Annotated in this window: 18 protein-coding genes; 9 read left to right on the forward strand and 9 right to left on the reverse strand. The window is 66.3% G+C overall.

Annotation, left to right across the window (positions count from 1 at the left end; translation table 11 throughout):
* The first annotated feature begins 2 nt into the window (after positions 1-2).
* From KQ910_RS08120 to KQ910_RS08135, 4 genes are all read left to right on the forward strand, one after another.
* Positions 3-1,610 (forward strand): flavin-containing monooxygenase, encoded by a 1,608-nt coding sequence (locus KQ910_RS08120; protein ID WP_216958137.1) that lies wholly within the window; start codon positions 3-5, stop codon positions 1,608-1,610.
* A 96-nt stretch (positions 1,611-1,706) separates the two neighbouring features.
* Complete coding sequence (locus KQ910_RS08125) at positions 1,707-2,243, forward strand: SRPBCC family protein (RefSeq protein ID WP_216958140.1); 537 nt, start codon at positions 1,707-1,709, stop codon at positions 2,241-2,243.
* 22 nt (positions 2,244-2,265) lie between these two features.
* Positions 2,266-2,895, forward strand: coding sequence for a YceI family protein (locus KQ910_RS08130; protein WP_216958142.1), 630 nt, complete (start codon positions 2,266-2,268; stop codon positions 2,893-2,895).
* Between the two features lie 14 nt (positions 2,896-2,909).
* Positions 2,910-3,329 (forward strand): VOC family protein, encoded by a 420-nt coding sequence (locus tag KQ910_RS08135; protein WP_216958143.1) that lies wholly within the window; start codon positions 2,910-2,912, stop codon positions 3,327-3,329.
* Positions 3,330-3,439: 110 nt separating this feature from the next.
* Here KQ910_RS08135 and KQ910_RS08140 read toward each other — a convergent pair whose 3' ends face one another.
* The 7 genes from KQ910_RS08140 to KQ910_RS08170 all read right to left on the reverse strand — a co-directional run bounded on the left by KQ910_RS08140 (position 3,440) and on the right by KQ910_RS08170 (position 10,222).
* Positions 3,440-4,669: an aminotransferase-like domain-containing protein gene (locus tag KQ910_RS08140; protein ID WP_216958145.1), complete on the reverse strand. Its 1,230-nt coding sequence runs from the start codon at positions 4,667-4,669 to the stop codon at positions 3,440-3,442.
* A gap of 68 nt (positions 4,670-4,737) precedes the next feature.
* Positions 4,738-6,360: an FMN-binding glutamate synthase family protein gene (locus KQ910_RS08145; RefSeq protein ID WP_216958147.1), complete on the reverse strand. Its 1,623-nt coding sequence runs from the start codon at positions 6,358-6,360 to the stop codon at positions 4,738-4,740.
* Positions 6,361-6,415: 55 nt separating this feature from the next.
* Positions 6,416-7,477: a molybdenum ABC transporter ATP-binding protein gene (modC, locus tag KQ910_RS08150; protein ID WP_216958149.1), complete on the reverse strand. Its 1,062-nt coding sequence runs from the start codon at positions 7,475-7,477 to the stop codon at positions 6,416-6,418.
* On the reverse strand, positions 7,474-8,160 hold the full coding sequence (gene modB, locus KQ910_RS08155) for a molybdate ABC transporter permease subunit (protein WP_216958151.1): 687 nt from the start codon (positions 8,158-8,160) through the stop codon (positions 7,474-7,476). The genes modC and modB overlap by 4 nt, the downstream gene beginning before the upstream one ends.
* A 13-nt stretch (positions 8,161-8,173) precedes the next feature.
* The gene (locus KQ910_RS08160) at positions 8,174-9,025 is read right to left on the reverse strand and encodes a protein-methionine-sulfoxide reductase heme-binding subunit MsrQ (protein ID WP_216958153.1); all 852 of its coding nucleotides are present in this window, start codon (positions 9,023-9,025) and stop codon (positions 8,174-8,176) included.
* Between the two features lie 47 nt (positions 9,026-9,072).
* Positions 9,073-9,750, reverse strand: a complete 678-nt coding sequence (locus KQ910_RS08165) for a DUF4286 family protein (protein ID WP_216958155.1) — start codon at positions 9,748-9,750, stop codon at positions 9,073-9,075.
* Positions 9,751-9,868: 118 nt separating this feature from the next.
* Complete coding sequence (locus KQ910_RS08170; RefSeq protein WP_216958158.1) at positions 9,869-10,222, reverse strand: hypothetical protein; 354 nt, start codon at positions 10,220-10,222, stop codon at positions 9,869-9,871.
* A 107-nt stretch (positions 10,223-10,329) separates the two neighbouring features.
* On the opposite strand from KQ910_RS08170, the gene KQ910_RS08175 reads away from it, so the two are divergent.
* A complete protein-coding gene (locus KQ910_RS08175; protein ID WP_216958159.1) occupies positions 10,330-11,739 on the forward strand; it encodes a DUF3300 domain-containing protein in 1,410 nt (469 codons plus the stop codon).
* The gene (locus KQ910_RS08180; RefSeq protein ID WP_216958161.1) at positions 11,736-12,692 is read left to right on the forward strand and encodes a DUF2950 domain-containing protein; all 957 of its coding nucleotides are present in this window, start codon (positions 11,736-11,738) and stop codon (positions 12,690-12,692) included. The genes KQ910_RS08175 and KQ910_RS08180 overlap by 4 nt, the downstream gene beginning before the upstream one ends.
* Positions 12,693-12,717: 25 nt before the next feature.
* Here the strand turns inward: KQ910_RS08180 and KQ910_RS08185 are convergent, their stop codons facing one another.
* Together KQ910_RS08185 and KQ910_RS08190 are read right to left on the reverse strand one after the other, a co-directional pair.
* Positions 12,718-13,701 (reverse strand): FtsB family cell division protein, encoded by a 984-nt coding sequence (locus tag KQ910_RS08185; RefSeq protein WP_216958163.1) that lies wholly within the window; start codon positions 13,699-13,701, stop codon positions 12,718-12,720.
* A gap of 116 nt (positions 13,702-13,817) precedes the next feature.
* The gene (locus KQ910_RS08190) at positions 13,818-14,711 is read right to left on the reverse strand and encodes a LysR family transcriptional regulator (RefSeq protein ID WP_216958165.1); all 894 of its coding nucleotides are present in this window, start codon (positions 14,709-14,711) and stop codon (positions 13,818-13,820) included.
* A 96-nt stretch (positions 14,712-14,807) separates the two neighbouring features.
* On the opposite strand from KQ910_RS08190, the gene KQ910_RS08195 reads away from it, so the two are divergent.
* The 3 genes from KQ910_RS08195 to KQ910_RS08205 all read left to right on the forward strand — a co-directional run bounded on the left by KQ910_RS08195 (position 14,808) and on the right by KQ910_RS08205 (position 17,269).
* Positions 14,808-15,137 carry a nuclear transport factor 2 family protein gene (locus KQ910_RS08195; protein ID WP_216958167.1) on the forward strand — a complete coding sequence of 110 codons (330 nt, stop codon included), beginning with the start codon at positions 14,808-14,810 and terminating at the stop codon, positions 15,135-15,137.
* On the forward strand, positions 15,134-15,922 hold the full coding sequence (locus tag KQ910_RS08200; RefSeq protein WP_216958170.1) for an SDR family oxidoreductase: 789 nt from the start codon (positions 15,134-15,136) through the stop codon (positions 15,920-15,922). The genes KQ910_RS08195 and KQ910_RS08200 overlap by 4 nt, the downstream gene beginning before the upstream one ends.
* Positions 15,923-16,084: 162 nt before the next feature.
* Positions 16,085-17,269, forward strand: coding sequence for a mandelate racemase/muconate lactonizing enzyme family protein (locus KQ910_RS08205; protein ID WP_216958172.1), 1,185 nt, complete (start codon positions 16,085-16,087; stop codon positions 17,267-17,269).
* Positions 17,270-17,274: the final 5 nt, after the last annotated feature.

Below are 17,274 nucleotides of genomic sequence, written 5' to 3' on the forward strand. Positions count from 1 at the left end.
GCATGTCGATCGATTTCGATGCGGTCATCATCGGCGCAGGCTTCGGCGGCATGTACATGCTGCACCGGCTTCGCCAGAAGGGTTTCACGGCGCGTGTGTTCGAGGCCGGCAAGGGCGTCGGCGGCACCTGGTACTGGAACCGCTATCCCGGCGCGCGCTGCGACGTCGAAAGCGTGCAGTATTCCTATCAGTTCTCGCCCGAGCTGGAGCAGGAATGGGAATGGTCGGAGCGCTACGCCACCCAGCCCGAACTGCTGCGCTACGCCAACCACGTCGCCGACCGCTACGACCTGCGCCGTGACATGCGCTTCGAGACGCGAGTCACGAAGGCCACTTTCGACGAGACCGCCAACCTGTGGCGGGTCGAGACGGGGCAGGCCGGCGCTTCCGGCTCGGCCGAAAAGGTCACGGCGCGCTTCGTCATCACCGCGATGGGCTGCCTGTCCTCGCCGAACACGCCGAAGATTCCCGGCCTGGAAGACTTCACGGGGCCGACCTATCACACCGGCAACTGGCCGCATGAGGGCGTCGACTTCACCGGCAAGACGGTGGGCGTGATCGGCACGGGCTCGTCGGCCATCCAGTCGATCCCGGTGATGGCCGAGCAGGCCAAACACCTCACCGTGTTCCAGCGCACGGCCAACTACACCGTGCCGGCACACAACAGGCCGCTCGATCCCGATTATGTGCGGCAGGTGAAGGCGAGCTATCCGGAGATGCGCAAGCGCGCCAAGACCAAGCCCGCCGGCATCGATTTCACGATCAACCCCGCCTCGGCCGTCGAGACTCCGGAGGAAGAGCGCAACCGCCAGTTCCAGGAGCGCTGGGATTATGGCGGGCTGGGCTTCATGGCCTCGTTCTCGGATCTGCTGCTGAACGACGATTCGAACAAGCATGCCGCCGACTTCGTTCGCGCCAAGATCGGCGAGGTGGTCAAGGACCCGGAGACGGCCGCGGCGCTGGTGCCCAAGAACATCATCGGCTGCAAGCGTTTGTGCGTCGACACCGGCTACTGGGCGACCTTCAACCGGCCGAACGTGACCCTGGTCGACATCAGCGACGAACCGATCGAGCGCATCACCGCCAACGGCCTGCGCGCCAAGGGCAGGGACTACACGTTCGACTGTCTGGTGCTGGCGACCGGCTTCGACGCGATGACCGGCGCGCTGCTCAAGGTCGACTTCCGCGGCCGCGGCGGCGTCTCGCTGAAGGAGCGCTGGAACGAGGGGCCGAAGACCTATCTCGGCCTGACGGTCGTGGACTTTCCCAACCTGTTCATGATCACCGGCCCAGGCAGCCCGTCGGTGCTGACCAATATGCTTCCCTCGATCGAGCAGCATGTCGACTTCATCGCCGACTGCCTCGACGCGCTGCGCGCCAAGGGCAAGACAGTGATCGAGGCCGAGCCGGAGGCGCAGGAGGCCTGGGTCGGCCATGTCGGCGACGTGTCCAACATCACGCTGCGCTCGACCTGCAGCTCCTGGTACGTCGGTGCCAACATCCCGGGCAAGCCGCGCGTGTTCATGCCGTATATCGGCGGCCTGCCGGCCTATATCCAGGCTTGCGAGAAGGTCGTGGCGAACGGCTACGAGGGCTTCGCGCTGGCCTGAGCGTCGCCCGACGTCATGAAAGCGCGGTTGACGCCCGTCTCTCCATCGCTCTAATTTTAACCTATTGGTTAATTAATTGAGCGATGCGAGGCTGGCATGCGCAGAATACTGGCCATCGTCGGTGCCGTGGTCGTCGTGGCGGTTGCGGCGATCCTGATCTACGCCGCGACCAGGCCCGACTCGTTCCGCGTGCAGCGGTCGGCCACCATGAATGCACCGGCCGAGAAGATCTTTCCCTATCTCGAGGGCCTGAAACGCTGGACCGAATGGTCGCCCTACGAGGGACGCGACCCGCAGATGAAGCGTGCCTATAGCGGCGCGGACAGCGGCAAGGGCGCCGTCTACGAATGGGACGGCAACGACAATGTCGGCAAGGGCCGCATGGAGATCGTCGATTCGAAGCCGCCGAGCAAGGTCGTGATCAAGCTCGATTTCCTCAAGCCCTTCGAAGGTCACAATACGGCCGAACTCACCGTGGAACCAAAAGGCGGCCAGACGATTGTCACCTGGGCGATGTACGGTCCCAGCACGTTCATGACCAAGCTGATCGGCACGTTCATGGACATGGACGACATGATCGGCCGCGACTTTGCGGCCGGTCTCGCCAAGCTGAAGACCGTCGTCGAGAAATAGTCACCGTCTCGAGGAGAGTTTGATGTTCGGCGGAGTGCGTACCTTTGCCGTCGTCCTGGCGATGACGGCGGCGACACCGGTCTTCGCGCAAGCACCAGCGTCGCTGCCACCCGGTGTGTTCGCCGCGGAGCGCGACATCGCCCTGGCGACGGCCGGCGCATACTCGCTCGACGAGGCGCATACGGCGGTGATCGCCCGCGTGTCCCATCTCGGTTATTCGCAGAGCGTCTTCCGCTTCGATCGCGTGAAGGGCTCGCTCACCTGGAATCCGGCGGCGATCGAGAAGTCGCAGCTCTCCGCCACGGTCGACACCGCTTCGATTGCGACGAACGTGAAAGGCTTCGCCGAGGAGCTGGCGGGTGACGGGTTCCTGAAGGCAACGGCCTTTCCGCAGGCGACTTTCGTGTCGACCGCGTTCGGGCCGACTGACAAGACACGAGGCAAGGTCGAGGGGCAGTTCACGCTCATGGGCAAGACCCGGCCCGTTACATTCGATGTCGAGCTGGGCGGCGCCGGCAAGGGCTTCGGCGGCAAGCCGCGGATCGGCGTCCGCGCTGTCGCGACGATCAACCCGCAGGATTACGGCATGATGCCGTTCTTCACGGACCCCATCCAGATCCAGATCGATACCGAGTTCGAGAAGAACGACTAGCACAGGAGCGGCAAATGGCGATCCAACCGTATCTGTTCTTCAATGGCCGCTGCGAGGAAGCGCTTGCCTTCTACCAGGACAAGCTCGGTGCCAAGGTCGAGATGATGATGCGCTTCAGGGAGAATCCCGACGCCGGCGCCATGGAGCACATGAAGGTGAATCCCGAGGCGGTCATGCATGCCAGCCTGCGGATCGGCGACGCGACGATCATGTGTTCCGATGGCATGTCGGGCGACGGCAAGACCAACTTCCAGGGCTTCTCGCTGGCGCTCGACGTCGCGACCGAGGCGGAAGCCGACCGCGCCTTCGAGGCGCTGGCCAAGGACGGCCAAATCCAGATGCCGATCGGCAAGACGTTCTTCTCGCCGCGCTTCGGCTGCGTCGCCGACAAGTTCGGTGTGTCCTGGATGGTGATGGTGCCGCAGCCGATGTAGTGGCTGCTTATGAGTAAGGATCCTTCGCTGCGCTCCAGGGCGGGGGCTACCCCGCCCGCGATGACACGCGTGGTGTCATCCCGAACGAAGTGAGGGATCCTTGTTTTCGCCTACTTCTTCTCGACGTTGGCCGAGCGCAGTGGCACGCCGAACTCGCGGCGGCAGACGTCGGCCAGGACCTCGACGCCCTTGCGGATCGTCTCCGGCTCGGGATTGGCGAAGCAGAGCCTGAGGCGAGAGCGGGCATATTCCTTGTTGGTCGACCATTCCTGGCCGGGATTGAGCGACACGCCGGCGGCCAGCGCCGCCTGGGCGAGTTTCGTCGTGTCGACCTGGTCGGGCAGCTTGATCCAGAGATAGATCCCGCCCTCGGGATCGCCGAATTCGGCATCGGTACCGAACTGCTCGGCCAGCGCCTCCCGCAGGGTCTGCAGCTTGGCTGCCAGTGTCTTGTTGAGCTTCGGCACGTGGTCGGCGAAGTGCTGCTTGCAGAATTCGGCCAGCACCATCTGCTCGAGCGCGCCGGAACCCGCGTCCTGCTTCAGGCCGAGGATGCGACCGAGGATCTCCCACTTGGCGACGATGTAGCCGACCCGCAGCGCCGGCGCGATCGACTTGGAGAAGGAGCCGATGAAGATGACGCCTTCGCCCTTGGCCATGGCGTAGAGCGAGCGCGGGCGCTTGCCGCTCCAGATCAGGTCGGAATAGCACTCGTCCTCGAAGATCATGACGCCGTACTCGGCGGCGATCTTCAGCAGCTCGGCGCGGCGCGCCTCGCCCATGATCGCGCCGGTCGGGTTTTGCACCGTCGGGATGGTGTAGATGTATTTGGGCTTGATGCCCTTCTGCCTCAGCTCCTCGAGCTTCTGCTTCAGTACGTCGAGGCGCAGGCCTTCATGGTCGAGCGGGATGCCGACCACGTTGGCGCCCAGCTTGTTCAGCTTGGTGAGGGCGCCGCCGTAGGTCTCCTGCTCGATGATGACGGTGTCGCCCTTGGTCACGAGCAGGCTGTTGATCAGGTCGAGGCCCTGCATCGAGCCGGAGGTGATCAGGATCTCGTCCGACGCGCAGTCGATGCCGGCATGGTCCTTGAGCTTGGCCGAGAGGAACTCGCGCAGCGGCTTGTAGCCCAGCGGCCCGCTGTTCAGGCCGTAGGTGGCGAGCGTCGCACCCTCGCGCTTCAGAACCGCCGTCGCCGCGTCGATCAGCGCCTGGACGGGCACGTTCTTGGCGTCGTTGTGGCCGCCGATGAAGTTGTACTTCGGGAAGCCGTTCCACTTTGCGGCGGGGGCGGGCGTGCCGGGCGCCAGCAGGGGCGCGAAATCGAACGGAGCGGTCATGGTCGTTTCCTCTTTGGTTGGCCAATTGCTGGGCCAACCAAAGGGAATTCGCAACAGATTTGCTCCGATCAGGCCGTCGCGCGGAACGAATTGGCGTGCGCCATGTCCCAGGCCTTGCGCCAGCGCGGGTTGCTGGTGCCCGATACCAGCTCACCCTCTTCCAGCGCCGGGAAGAGATCGGCGAAGGTCTTGACCTCGCTCGACGAGACACGGCGGGAGATGTGAACCGGCTTGAAATCCGTCGGATGGTCGAGGCCCGCCGCAGCGGTCAGTTCGGCCAGTTCATGCAGCGTGGCGCGGTGGAAGTTCACCACGCGCTCCATCTTGTCGGGCACGACCAGCGCGCGCTGGCGTGTCGGATCCTGTGTCGCGACGCCGGTCGGGCAGCGGTCGGTGTGGCACGACTGCGACTGGATGCAGCCCACGGCGAACATGAAACCGCGCGCGGAGTTGCACCAGTCGGCGCCGAGCGCCATCGCCCGGATGATGTCGAAGGCGGTGATGATCTTGCCGGCGACACCGATCTTGATGCGATGCCGCGCGCCGATGCCGACCATGGCGTTGTGGACGATGTGCAGACCCTGCCGCATCGGCTTGCCGACATGGTCGAGGAATTCCATCGGCGCCGCACCGGTACCGCCTTCCTTGCCGTCGACGACGATGAAGTCGGGATAGATTCCGGTCTCCAGCATCGCCTTGCAGATCGCCATGAATTCCCATTCGTGGCCGACGCAGAGCTTGAAGCCGGCGGGCTTTCCCCCCGAGAGGCGGCGCATCTCGGCGATGAACTGCATCATCTCGATCGGCGTCGAGAAAGCCGTGTGGTGCGATGGCGAGATGCAGTCCTCGCCGACCGGCACGCCGCGCGTCAGCGCGATCTCCTCGCTGACCTTGGGTGCGGGCAGCACGCCGCCATGGCCGGGCTTGGCGCCCTGGCTGAGCTTCAACTCGACCATCTTGACCTGCGGGTTGGCGGCACCGGCGGCGAACTTCTCGGCGGAGAAGGTGCCGTCGGCGTTGCGGGCGCCGAAATAACCGGAGCCGATCTCCCAGATGATGTCGCCGCCGCCTTCGCGGTGATAGGGGCTGTAGCCGCCCTCGCCGGTGTCGTGTGCGAAGCCGCCCAGCTTGGCGCCGCCGTTCAGCGCTCGGATGGCGTTGGCGCTCAACGCGCCGAAACTCATGGCCGAGATGTTGAAGATCGACGCGGAGTAGGGCTGCGTGCAGTCAGGCCCGCCGATGACGATGCGGAACGGCTCCTTGCTGACCGGCGTGGGCGAGATCGAGTGCGTCATCCACTCGTAGCCCTCCGAGTAGACCTCGTAGTTGGTGCCGAAGGGGCGGACGTCCAGCATCATCTTGGCGCGCTGGTAGACGATGGCGCGGCGGTCGCGCGGGAACGGCAGGCCGTCCTTCTCGCCTTCGAAGAAATACTGCCGCATCTCCGGCCGGATCGCCTCGAAGATGAAGCGCAGATGCGCGGCGATGGGATAATTGCGCAGGATCGCGTGCTTCGTCTGGTAGTAGTCGAAGAAGCCGACGAGGGTCAGGAACAGGGCGATGGCGAAGCCGACGCCGATCCACCACGATTTCGGATCGAAACCCCAGGCGAGGCCCAGCAGGACGGCGAAGAACGTCGCCAGCGTCCAGGTAATGAATCGCGGCGTGAGCGGTAGCGGCATCGATTTCATTCTGTTTCCTCAGGCTTCATTGGCGGGCCGGATGCCCGCCCTCACTCTAGCGCAGTTAACTGCGTTCGAATGACACGCTCTTGACGACCGCATAGACCGGCCTGCCGGGGGCCAGGGCCAGGCGGTCGACCGATTTGGCGGTCAGCCGGGCCATCAGGACGGCGCCGTTGCAGTCCAGGCGGATATCGGCCTGCGCGCCGCCCGTCGCCGTGATGGAGGCGATCCGCCCCGCCAGCACGTTGAGCGCGCTGATGTCCTCGGGCGGCCTCAGGCTCAGCATCACGTCGCGGGCGCGGATGTAGGCGCGGACGGGTGCGCCGACGGCGGCGTTGAGGCGCGGGACCTGCAGTTCGCCGGCTACACTCTGCAGCACCGAGAGATGGAAGGTCTCGTCGTGGCGGCTCACGGTCGCATCGAGGACCGCGCCGCCGTCGTTGGCGTCGGCCAGCGGCAGGATGTCGAGCACCGGGCCCACCGCCGTCACCTTGCCTTCGGTCATGATGACCACGGTCGTGGCCAGCCGCGCCACCTCGGCCACCGAATGGCTGACATAGAGGATCGGCACGCCGGCCTCGTCGCGCAGCCGTTCGATGTAGGGAAGGATCTCGGCGCGCCGCGATTCGTCGAGCGAGGCGAGCGGCTCGTCCATCAGCACCAGCCGCGGCCTCGCCAGCAGGGCACGGCCGATCGCGACACGCTGCTTCTCGCCACCCGACAGGGACTCGGGATTACGCTCCAGCAGAGGACCGATGCCCAAAAGCTCGACCACGGCGCCAAGATCGGCCGCCGCCCCGCCGGTGCCGCGCGCGAACCAGTGGCCGTAGAGCAGATTCCGTCGAACGCTGAGATGCGGAAAGAGGCGGCTGTCCTGGAAGACGTAGCCGATGCGCCGCTTGTGGGGCTTCACGAAGACGCCGCTTTCGGTGTCGACGAGCGTCTGTCCGTCGACCGAGACGCGGCCGCGATCGGGACGGATCAGGCCGCCGACGATGCTGACCAGGCTGGTCTTGCCCGAGCCCGAGCGGCCGAACAAAGCCGTCAGGCCGGGCGCGGCGGTGAAACGCGCCTGGAGATGGAAGCTGCCGCGCCTGTGGTCGACGTCGACGTCGAGGCTCATGCCGTCTGCCGCCGTGCGCCGATGCGTTTGGCCAGCAGCTCGGAGCCGAGCAGCGCCAGCATGGAAATCGCGATCGAGACCAGGGTGAGTCGCATCGCGGCGGCGTCGCCGCCCGGGACCTGGGTCAGCGCATAGATCAGGGTTGGCAGTGTCTGCGTCTCGCCGGGGATGTTGGACACGAAGGTGATGGTGGCGCCGAACTCGCCCATCGACTTGGCGAAGGCCAGGATCGCGCCCGCGAGGATGCCGGGCAGGCAGAGCGGCAGGGTGATGGTGGCAAACACCCAGAGACGATTGGCGCCCAGCGTGCCCGCTGCGGCCTCCAGGCGCTGGTCGACCGCCTCGATGGAGAGACGGATGGCGCGCACCATCAGGGGAAAGCCCATCACCGCGCAGGCCAGCGCCGCGCCGGTCCAGCGAAAGGAGAAGACGATGCCGAACTCCTCGGCCATGAACGAGCCGATCGGCCCACGCCGGCCGAACGAGAGCAGCAGCAGGTAGCCGGTGACGACCGGCGGCATGATCAGCGGCAGGTGGACCAGCGTGTCGAGCACGCTCTTGCCCCAGAAGCGACCGCGCGCCAGCAGCCAGGCGATGGCGATGCCGAGCGGCAGGCTGAAGATCGTCGCTGTCGTGGCGATCAGGAGGCTCAGCCGCACGGCCGTCCATTCTTCCGCAGTCATGTCCTCTTCCCGGTCAGGAAGTCGATATAGTCCGCCGGATATAGCGCTGCGTCCAGAGCCGGCTCGCCGCGGCGAGGCCGCGCCGAAGTGCCACCAGCACGATTACCAGCAGCGAGACGGCCAGCACCTTCTGCGCCGGCCGCGGCACCAGCTCGGGATCGAGATTGGCGGCCAGCACGCGCATCGGATCGATCTTGTTCACCAGCCCGTACCACGACGCCTCGAAGGCGACGGTGATCAGCGTGGCGCCGGCGGCGAGCAGGAAGAGGCCGGCGAAGCTCGCACGAAGCCGCACCGGCAGCAGGCGCCACAGCATCAGCCACGCGAAAAGCCCGGCCGCAAAGGCCGCTTCGCCAATCTTCACCTTGGACTGGATGAAGAAGTGCAGGATCGCCAGGGCGACGGCGGGATAGACCAGCCAGTGCAGGCGCTTCCAGTTGCGCTTCAGCCGCTTCTGCCAGCCATTGGTCGAGGTGATCGCGAGCGCGACGAGCGCCAGCAGGGCCACGAAGCCGATGGTGAGGTAGAAGCGCTTCACGATCTCCGTGGCGACGACGACCAGGTCCCACTTCTGGTCGAGCACGTAGATCAGCAGATGCGCGACCGCGTAGAGCGCGGCCGCCACGCCGACGCGCCGCCGGATGTGGATCAGCGGCATCCAGTCGAAGATCGCGCGCGCCGGCGTCAGTGCCAGCGAGACCAGCAGCAGGGCGACCGACCAGTCGCCGGTCGCATGGGTGGCAAGGGTCACGGGGCGCGGATCGAGGTCGCCGGCGTACCAGCGCCAGGCGAGGTCGACGGCGGGCAGGCAGAGGGCGACCAGGGTCGCGAGCCTCAGCCAGGAGATGATACGCTGATTGGACACGCGCGGACCCTAGTCGATGGAACGATCAACGATGGGTCAAAGATACGTCATCGCTGGTTGCCGAACAGGAAGCGGTAGGTGCCGATCGTCGGCGCGGTCTCGACGCCGAAAGGCCGGAGGCGGCGCTGCGTGAACAGGGAGCGTGTCGCCGCGCCGACCGCCGCCACGTCGGTACCCTCGATCAGGGCGACCCATTCGGCCTCCTCTGCCCGGGGGTGATCCATGCTCTTGTCCTGCAGCGGCGCATGGGCCACTTCGAGGTCGTTCTCGCCCACGGCGGCGCCCAGCAGTCCGGGGCGGGCAATCAATTTCGGCAGGGCCTGCTCGGACAGCCATTCCACCAGCGCCTTGCGCCGGCGCGGGTCCGGCACGAAGCGCACCGTCGCCAGGGCGCCGCCGACACCGTGCGTCTGGTCGACCTGGATGCGCAGGGTGAAGCGGCTGAAATGCGTGAATCGCGCCATGACCGCCTGGCTCCAGGGAGTCTGGTTGGCCAGCGTATGGAGGTAGCCGGGCGTGCCCAGGTCGTCGACCGAGTCGCACTCATAGGTCGCGAGATACTTCGGGGCGGCGCGGACCGCGACGTAGCGGCGGGCGCGGTGGAACCCCGGCAGGTTCATGCGCTCGTCGATATGTTCGCGATTGTACCACTCGTTGTAGTCGCGCTCGTCCCGCGCCGAGACCTCGGTCAGCGTGATCAGCATTCCCTTGCCGAGGAGGGCCATGGTCTAATTTGCCTTAGGCGGTTGGAGGGCCTGGGAAACGCAGCACTATAAATGAGACCGTAAGCGAATGCAGCGTGCCGACGCCCGGTCGGTGTGATCGAGGCACATGATAGCCCAATCAAACGCAGCGGAAGCGGACGTAGTAGTTGATCTCGTCCACCAGGCGCTCGCTGACGATCCTGGGGTTGAGGTTTTTGACCTTGCAGACCTCACGGGTGACGCGGGTCGCGGCTTCCTCGCCGCGGGCGCGCTCGCTTTGCGGGTCGGGGTTGATGACGACGGCATCACGGACGATCAGCAGGTCGAACTCGTTGGGCGTGCCGGTGGGGGAGAGATTGGCCTTCATGCGTTTGCCGGCGACATTGAGGGTGCGGGACGACGTGCCTTCGATCGTCTGCTGATCGTGGCACGCGACCATCGCGAGGGCGGCCAGCGTTGCGGTGAAGAACAGTGCGAGTCGCTGTGGATTCATGTACCCCTCGTTGGGAGAGTATGCCCATCAGCTTGCGATCCGCTTGATCAATGTCAATGCGTGGTCGGCTGGGCAGCAGACGATGGCTGTCGAACGGGAGGGGGACCATGAAGCGGATTTCCGTCGAGCCTGCGGGCAATCGATCCGAACTCTCGTGCGGGCGGCGCGGAATACTCTTCGTCTCGCTGGCGGCGGCGGTGACGGCGGTCGCGCTGCCGGCTCTGGGTCAGACACCGACATCCACGCCGGTGGCGTCCGGGAAGCAGCCCTTTTCGCCGGCCGAGCTCGACCAGATCCTGGCGCCGATCGCGCTCTATGACGACGCGCTGCTGTCGCAGGTGCTGATGGCCGCGACCTATCCGCTGGAAGTCGTCGAGGCCTCGCGCTGGCAGCAGGCCAATCCCGCGCTGACGGGCGACGCGGCGGTGAAGGCCGTTGCCGACAAGACGTGGGACGTCAGCGTCAAGTCGCTGGTCGCGTTTCCGACCGTCCTGAAGCAGATGAACGATCGTCTCGACTGGACGCAGAAGCTGGGCGATGCGCTGCTCGGCCAGCAGGAGGATGTCGCGGCCTCGATCCAGCGTCTGCGCGCCAAGGCCGCCGCGGCGGGCACGTTGAAGGCCGGCGCCGGCCCGCAATACACGGTGTCGGCCGAGACGCAGGCGGGCGAGACCGTCTATGCCATCGCGCAAACCAGCCCGCAGGTCGTCTACGTCCCGAGCTACGACCCCAATACTGCTTACGGCACCTGGTCCAATCCTGCCTATCCGCCGACCAGCTGGCCCCTGGGCGGCGCGCTGCTGCGCGGCCTCGTATGGGGCGCCGGCATCGCGGCGGCGGGCGCCCTGTTCGGGGGCTGGCGCTGGGGCTATGGCGGTGGCGGCTGGGGCGGCAGCTACACGACCGTGAACGTCAATCGCGCCGTCAACATCGACCGTAACTTCAACCGCAACACCATCGGCACCGGCGATCGCTGGCAGCACCAGGTCGACCATCGGCGCGGCGTCGCCTATCGCGATCCGGCCACGCGCCAGCAGTTCGGCCAGAACCGGCCGGGCGCGGATCAGCGCGAGCAGTTCCGCGGACAGGTGCAGCGTCCCGCCCAGGGACCTGCCGGGGGGCCGGGGGCGAATCGCCCTGGCGGCCCCGGGGGTGGTCCAGGTGGGGGTGCGGGCGCCAATCGCCCTGGCGGCGGTCCGGGCGCGGCCCAGCGTCCGGGCGGCGGCGCTGCCCAGCGCCCCGGCGGTGGCGGCGGTGCCATCGGCGGCGTCAATCGCGGCGGACAGGTCAATCGTGAAGCCCAGCGCGGTCGCGCGCAGCAGCAGCGCAGCGGCGGCGGCGGCGGCGCACGTGCCGGCGGTGGTGGGGGCGGACAGCGTGCCGGCGGCGGTGGCGGCGGCGGTGGTGCACGGCCGAGCGGCGGTGGAGGCGGCGGCGGTGGTGCGCGTGGCGGCGGCGGCGGCGGCGGTGGTGGTGGTGGCCAGCGTGGTGGTGGTGGCGGTGGAGGTCGGCGATGACGAGATTGGTTTTCCAGGTCGCCGCAGCGCTCGCTGTGTATGCGAGCCTGGTCGGCATATCCGTTGCGCAAACGCCGGTGCCCGCGCCGTCCCAGACGCAAGCCCAATCACAGGCGCCCGAGTTGAAGGGCTTCCCGACGCCCGACGCAGCGGCCGAGGCGCTCACCGAGGCCATCCGCAAGCAGGACGACAAGGCCATCACCGCCATCCTCGGCGTCGATTGGCACACGCTGATCCCTGGCAGCGACTGGCAGGACGACGAGTTGCGGGACAATTTCCTGAAGGCCTGGGATCAGAGCCACAAGATCATCCAGGAGACGCCCGACAGGGCGCTGGTCGGCGCCGGCACGACGGGCTGGATCTCGCCCCTGCCGATCGTGAAGCAGGGCGACGTGTGGCGCTACGACGTCGATGCCGGCCGCGTTGAGCTGGAAGCGCGTCTCATCGGCCGCAACGAGCTCTCCGTCATCCAGACCCTGCTGGCCATCGTCGACGCGCAACGCGATTACGCGTCGCTCGATCCGATGAAGCTCGGCGTCCCGGTTTACGCGCGCCGTCTGGTGAGTTCCCCGGGTCTCAGGAACGGGCTCTACTGGGAGACCAAGCCGGGCGAGCCCACGAGTCCGCTGGGCCCGATCCTCGCCCGGGCGCAACTGGGAGACATCGAGAAGAACGGCTATTACGGCTACCGCTTCCGGCTGCTCTATAGCCAGGGCCCCGACGCGCCGGGCGGCGCGCGCGACTACCTGGTCCGCGACCGCATGCTGGGCGGTTTCGCCGTCATCGCCTGGCCGGTCCATTACGGCGAGACCGGCGTCATGACCTTCATGATCAGCAACGACAGCGACGTCTACGAAAAGGACCTGGGCGAACAGACGCCGCAGCGCGCAGCGGCGATCAACGTCTTCAATCCCGACAGCAGCTGGAGCAAGGCCGACATGACGCCGCCCTGAGGCGCAGGCTCATCTGCAACTCGGATCACGACCCTTTGCGCGCCTTCTCTCCGATGACGATGCGTATGGCGGCGTCGGTCGGGCTGGGCGTTTGCGGGCCGTTGAGCGTGCCGCGGAAGCGGCCCCAATTCGCGGGCCAGTCCCCCTTGCTGGCGTTGAAGCCGGCCGCGCCCAGTGCCTCCACAAGGGCCGCAGCGGCCTCGTGTACGCCCGGGTCGCTGCCATCGCGGACAAGCACCACGACGCCGAAGATCCCGGCCACGCCGCCCCACGTCCATGTCTGCGGCAACCATCCGGCTTGGCTGAGATCGGCGGACAGGGTCGCACCGATGGCAGGCGCATCGGAGATCTGGCCGAGCAGGAAAATGGCGGCTTGCGTGCCGGCATAACTCCGCAGGGTCGCGACGAACGGCGACTGCGGCGGGGCGGGCGCCGGTGCAACGGCTGGCGCGGGGGCGGATGCCGCTTCCGGCCCCGGGGCGGGAGCCTGCATCGACTCCGGTGGCCGCGTGGTCGCATCGCGCACGAGCTTTCCGAGGTCGGCAAAGCGCCTCCGGATCTCGGCGGCGTCGAACAGCGGCGCCCGCACGCTTTCGGGGGCCGGTCTGCTCTCGGTCGCCGCCTGGGTCGCCCGCTCCGTGGCTTCGCGGGCTGCTTTCTCGAACTCGGCCGCCTGCTCCCGCGCCGCGGTAACCTGCTGCTCGATCATCGCCGCCCGATCGCGCGTCGCGGCGATCTCACGTTCGAGCGTCGCGACCCGCTCGCGCGCCGCCACGGCTTCGCGCTCGCGCTGTGCGGCCTCGTCCTCCATTCCCTTGTATCGGGCGAGGGCGGCCTGCTCGTGGCTGCGTACGGCATTGCCGTAACGAAAGGACAGGAAGGTGGTGATGCCCAGCGCCGTCACGGCGAGGAGAGTGGCGACGAGGCTCGCGATCATGGCCTTGTCCATGATCGACGCCCATCCCCGAAGCTGATCGATGTCCATGTTCACCGGCTGGTTGGAGCGCATGCCATGCCCGTGCCCTTCCCGCACCGGATTAACAATCGGCGAATCGCCGCCATCCGGTGATTTGTCGTGACAAATCGGAGGCGTGGATCCCGAGAAAACCAGTCACCGGCAAACCGTCAGCCGGCATGGCCATGCGCCATATCGATCAACGCCTTGAACGCGGCCGAGTGATTGCGCTTGCTGGGATAGTAGAGACAGAGCGGTGCCAGTGGCGGCGTCCAGTCCTCCAGGACGCGAACGAGGCGTCCTGCCTCTATGTCTTCGCGGACATCGGACTCCATGAAGTAGCCGATGCCGACATGGTCGAGCACCGTGATGCGGGAGAGGCTGGCCTCGTCCAGCGTGATAGGCCCTTGAACGTCGATGTGGACGGGCTGACCGTTCTTCTCGAACTGCCAACGATGCAGCACGCCATTGGGCAAGCGGATGCGAAGGCATGCGTGGCGTAGCAGGTCGGGAGGCACGCGGGGCTTGCCGTTGGCCTTGAAATACTCGGGCGATGCGACCACGGCAAAGCTACGGGGAGGACTGACGGGAATGGCGATCATGTCGCTCGGCACTAGGTCGGCGCTCCTCAGGCCAAGATCGAATCCCTCGGCAACGATGTCCAGGATCCGGCCCTCGGTGACGAGATCGATGTGAACTCGCGGATAGCGCCGCAGGTACTTCAAGAGGAGCGGTCCGAGCACCTCCCGCGCACCCGTCGCGAATGCATTGATCCGAAGGGTCCCGGATGGGGTCTCCTGCTGCGAGCGGGCGGCGCCCATCGCATCGTGCAGGGTGCGTACCGCAGGCCCGACTTGATCGACGAAGTTTCGTCCAGCATCCGTCAGGGAAACGCTACGGGTGGTGCGATTGAACAATCGGACGCCGAGTTGGCGCTCCAGCTTGCCGATGACGTTGCTCAGTGCGGTGGTCGACAGGCCAAGTTCCTGCGCCGCTGCCCGGAACGATCCGCGCCGGGCAATGGCGAGAACGGCATCGAATTCGATCAGACCCTGCCTCGCCATTGTCCCGCTTTTCGCAACACCGCATGGCGTTTTGCCCCGATTATCGTGAGGGATCGCTGTCTCTAAATCAATCCTGTCACTTCAGGGAGACGAGCGATGTCGATCGAACTACCCAAACCCATAGCCGACTATGTTGAGGCCAACGCGCAGCTGGATGTCGACGGCATGCTGAAGCCTTTCGCCGGCGATGCGGTCATCGTGGACAACGGAAAACGTCAGGAGGGCCACGCCGAGCTGCGAAGCTTGTTCGAAGACGAGGTGGTTGCGGTCAAGGCGATCTTCACGCCGGATGCCGTTCGCCACGAGAACGGTCAGGTCGTGGTCGAAGGCCCTGCCCATGGCGACTTCAAGGGCAGCCCGATTCGCTTCACCTACCGGTTCACGCTCGAACACGACGCGATCAAAGCCTTGGAGATCAAGATATGACCATCCAGGCTGATCCGACCGAGTTCGCGGGAAAGCGCGTGCTCGTCACCGGCGGCACCAAGGGTCTGGGCCGCGCCACCGTCGACCGCTTTCGGGCCGGCGGCGCCCGGGTGATCGCTGCCGCTCGGGGGCACGCTGAGCCCATCGACGGCGTCGAGTTCGTGCAAGCGGACCTGACGACGGCCCAGGGAGGGGAGATCCTGGCCGAAGTCGCGCGTGAGCACATGGGCGGCGTCGACATCCTGGCCCATGTGATTGGTGGCTCGTCGTCGCCGGGCGGCGGCTTTGTCGCCCTGACGGACGATCACTGGTTCGCCGAACTGAACCTGAATCTTCTGGCAACAGTTCGGCTTGATCGTCTCTTGGTTCCGCAGATGATCGAACGCAGCGCTGGCACGGTGGTGCACGTCACTTCCATCCAGTCGGTCCTGCCTCTTCCCGAGTCAACTACGGCCTACGCAGCCGCCAAGGCTGCGCTCAGAACCTACAGCAAGGCTCTGTCCAAGGAGCTGGGGCCGAAGGGCGTGCGGGTCAATGTCGTCTCCCCCGGCTGGATCATGACCGAGTCGTCCGTCGATCTGCTGAAGCGTCTGCAGGCCGCCAATGGCGGCTCGATCGAGGAGGCGCGGCAAGTCGTTCTCGACGGGCTGGGCGGGATCCCGATCGGTCGTGCAGCCGAGCCCTATGAGGTTGCCGACCTGATCGCCTACCTGGCCTCCGATCGCGCCGCCGCGATCCACGGCGCCGAGTTCGTCATCGACGGGGGCACTGTTCGAACCGTCTGAAGACTCGCCCCGACGTTTGCCCTTCGTGGCGGACGTCGGGAAGCGGCTCCGGGTTGCAAATGGCAGCGGGCGGGATTCGAACCCACAGCTGGCAAGAGCGTTGATTCATCCCGCAGTCGCTACCGCTTGGTCTATGCTCCCGGCAATTCGGGAGGAACAACCATGAAAATCGCCAGGATCGAGGACCTTCACTGCGACGCCGGCTGGCGCGACTTCTCCTTTCTCAAGATCACGACCGACGACGGGCTGGTCGGCTGGTCGGAATACAACGAGGGTTACGGCAGCGCGGGCCTCACGGCCGTGATCCGGCGCATGGCGCAGGGGCTGATCGGCCAGGACCCGCGCCCCATCGAGCGCATCATGTCGACGATCTACGCCATCACCCGCCAGGCACCGGGCGGCATGAACCAACAGGCGATGGCGGCGATCGAGAACGCCCTGATCGACGTCAAGGCCAAGGCGCTGGGCATCCCCGTCTGCGAGATGTTCGGTGGGCCGGTGCGCGACCGGCTGCCGCTCTACTGGTCGCATTGCGGCAGCTACCGGTTCCGCAACGCCGAGGTGATGGGCGTCGAGCCGGTGCGCTCGCTCGACGATCTGGTGAAGCTCGGCAAGCATGTGAAGGAGCGCGGCTTCAAGGCGCTGAAGACCAACATCTTCCGCTTCGATCTCGATCCGCCGAACATGTACCAGCCGGGCTTCGGGCGCAGCCCCGGCGGGCCTGAACTCAATGCCGACGGCGCGGTGCTGGGGGCGATCTCCGACGGGCTGGCCGCCTTCCGCCAGGGCGCCGGCCACGAGATGGGCATCCTTCTCGACACCAACTTCAACTTCAAGACCGAGGGCTACATCAAGGTCGCGCGCACCTGCGAGCCCTACAATCTCTTCTGGATGGAAATCGATTCGTACGATCCCGAGGGGCTGCGCCTGATCCGCGACCGCGCGTCCATGCCCATCGCCTCCTGCGAATCGCTGTTCGGCCGCCGCCAGTTCCGACCGTTCTTCGAGAACCGCTCGATCGATGTGTCGATCATCGACGTGCCGTGGAACGGGCTCGCGGAATCGCTGAAGATCGCCTCGATGGCCGAGGCCTACGAGATCAACTGCGCGCCGCACAATTTCTACGGCCACATGTCGACCCTGATGAGCGCCCATCTGTGCGCTGCCATGCCCAACTTCCGCATCATGGAAATCGATATCGACGACGTGCCGTGGAAGGACGATCTGGTGACTCACCCGCTGGTGATCCAGAATGGCGAACTGATCGTGCCCACCCGGCCCGGCTGGGGCGCCGACATCAACGAGGAAGCGGTCAAGGCACATCCGCCGAAGAACCCGCATCCCTGAGAGGA

This window comes from Reyranella humidisoli (genome assembly GCF_019039055.1).
Taxonomy (GTDB): domain Bacteria; phylum Pseudomonadota; class Alphaproteobacteria; order Reyranellales; family Reyranellaceae; genus Reyranella; species Reyranella humidisoli.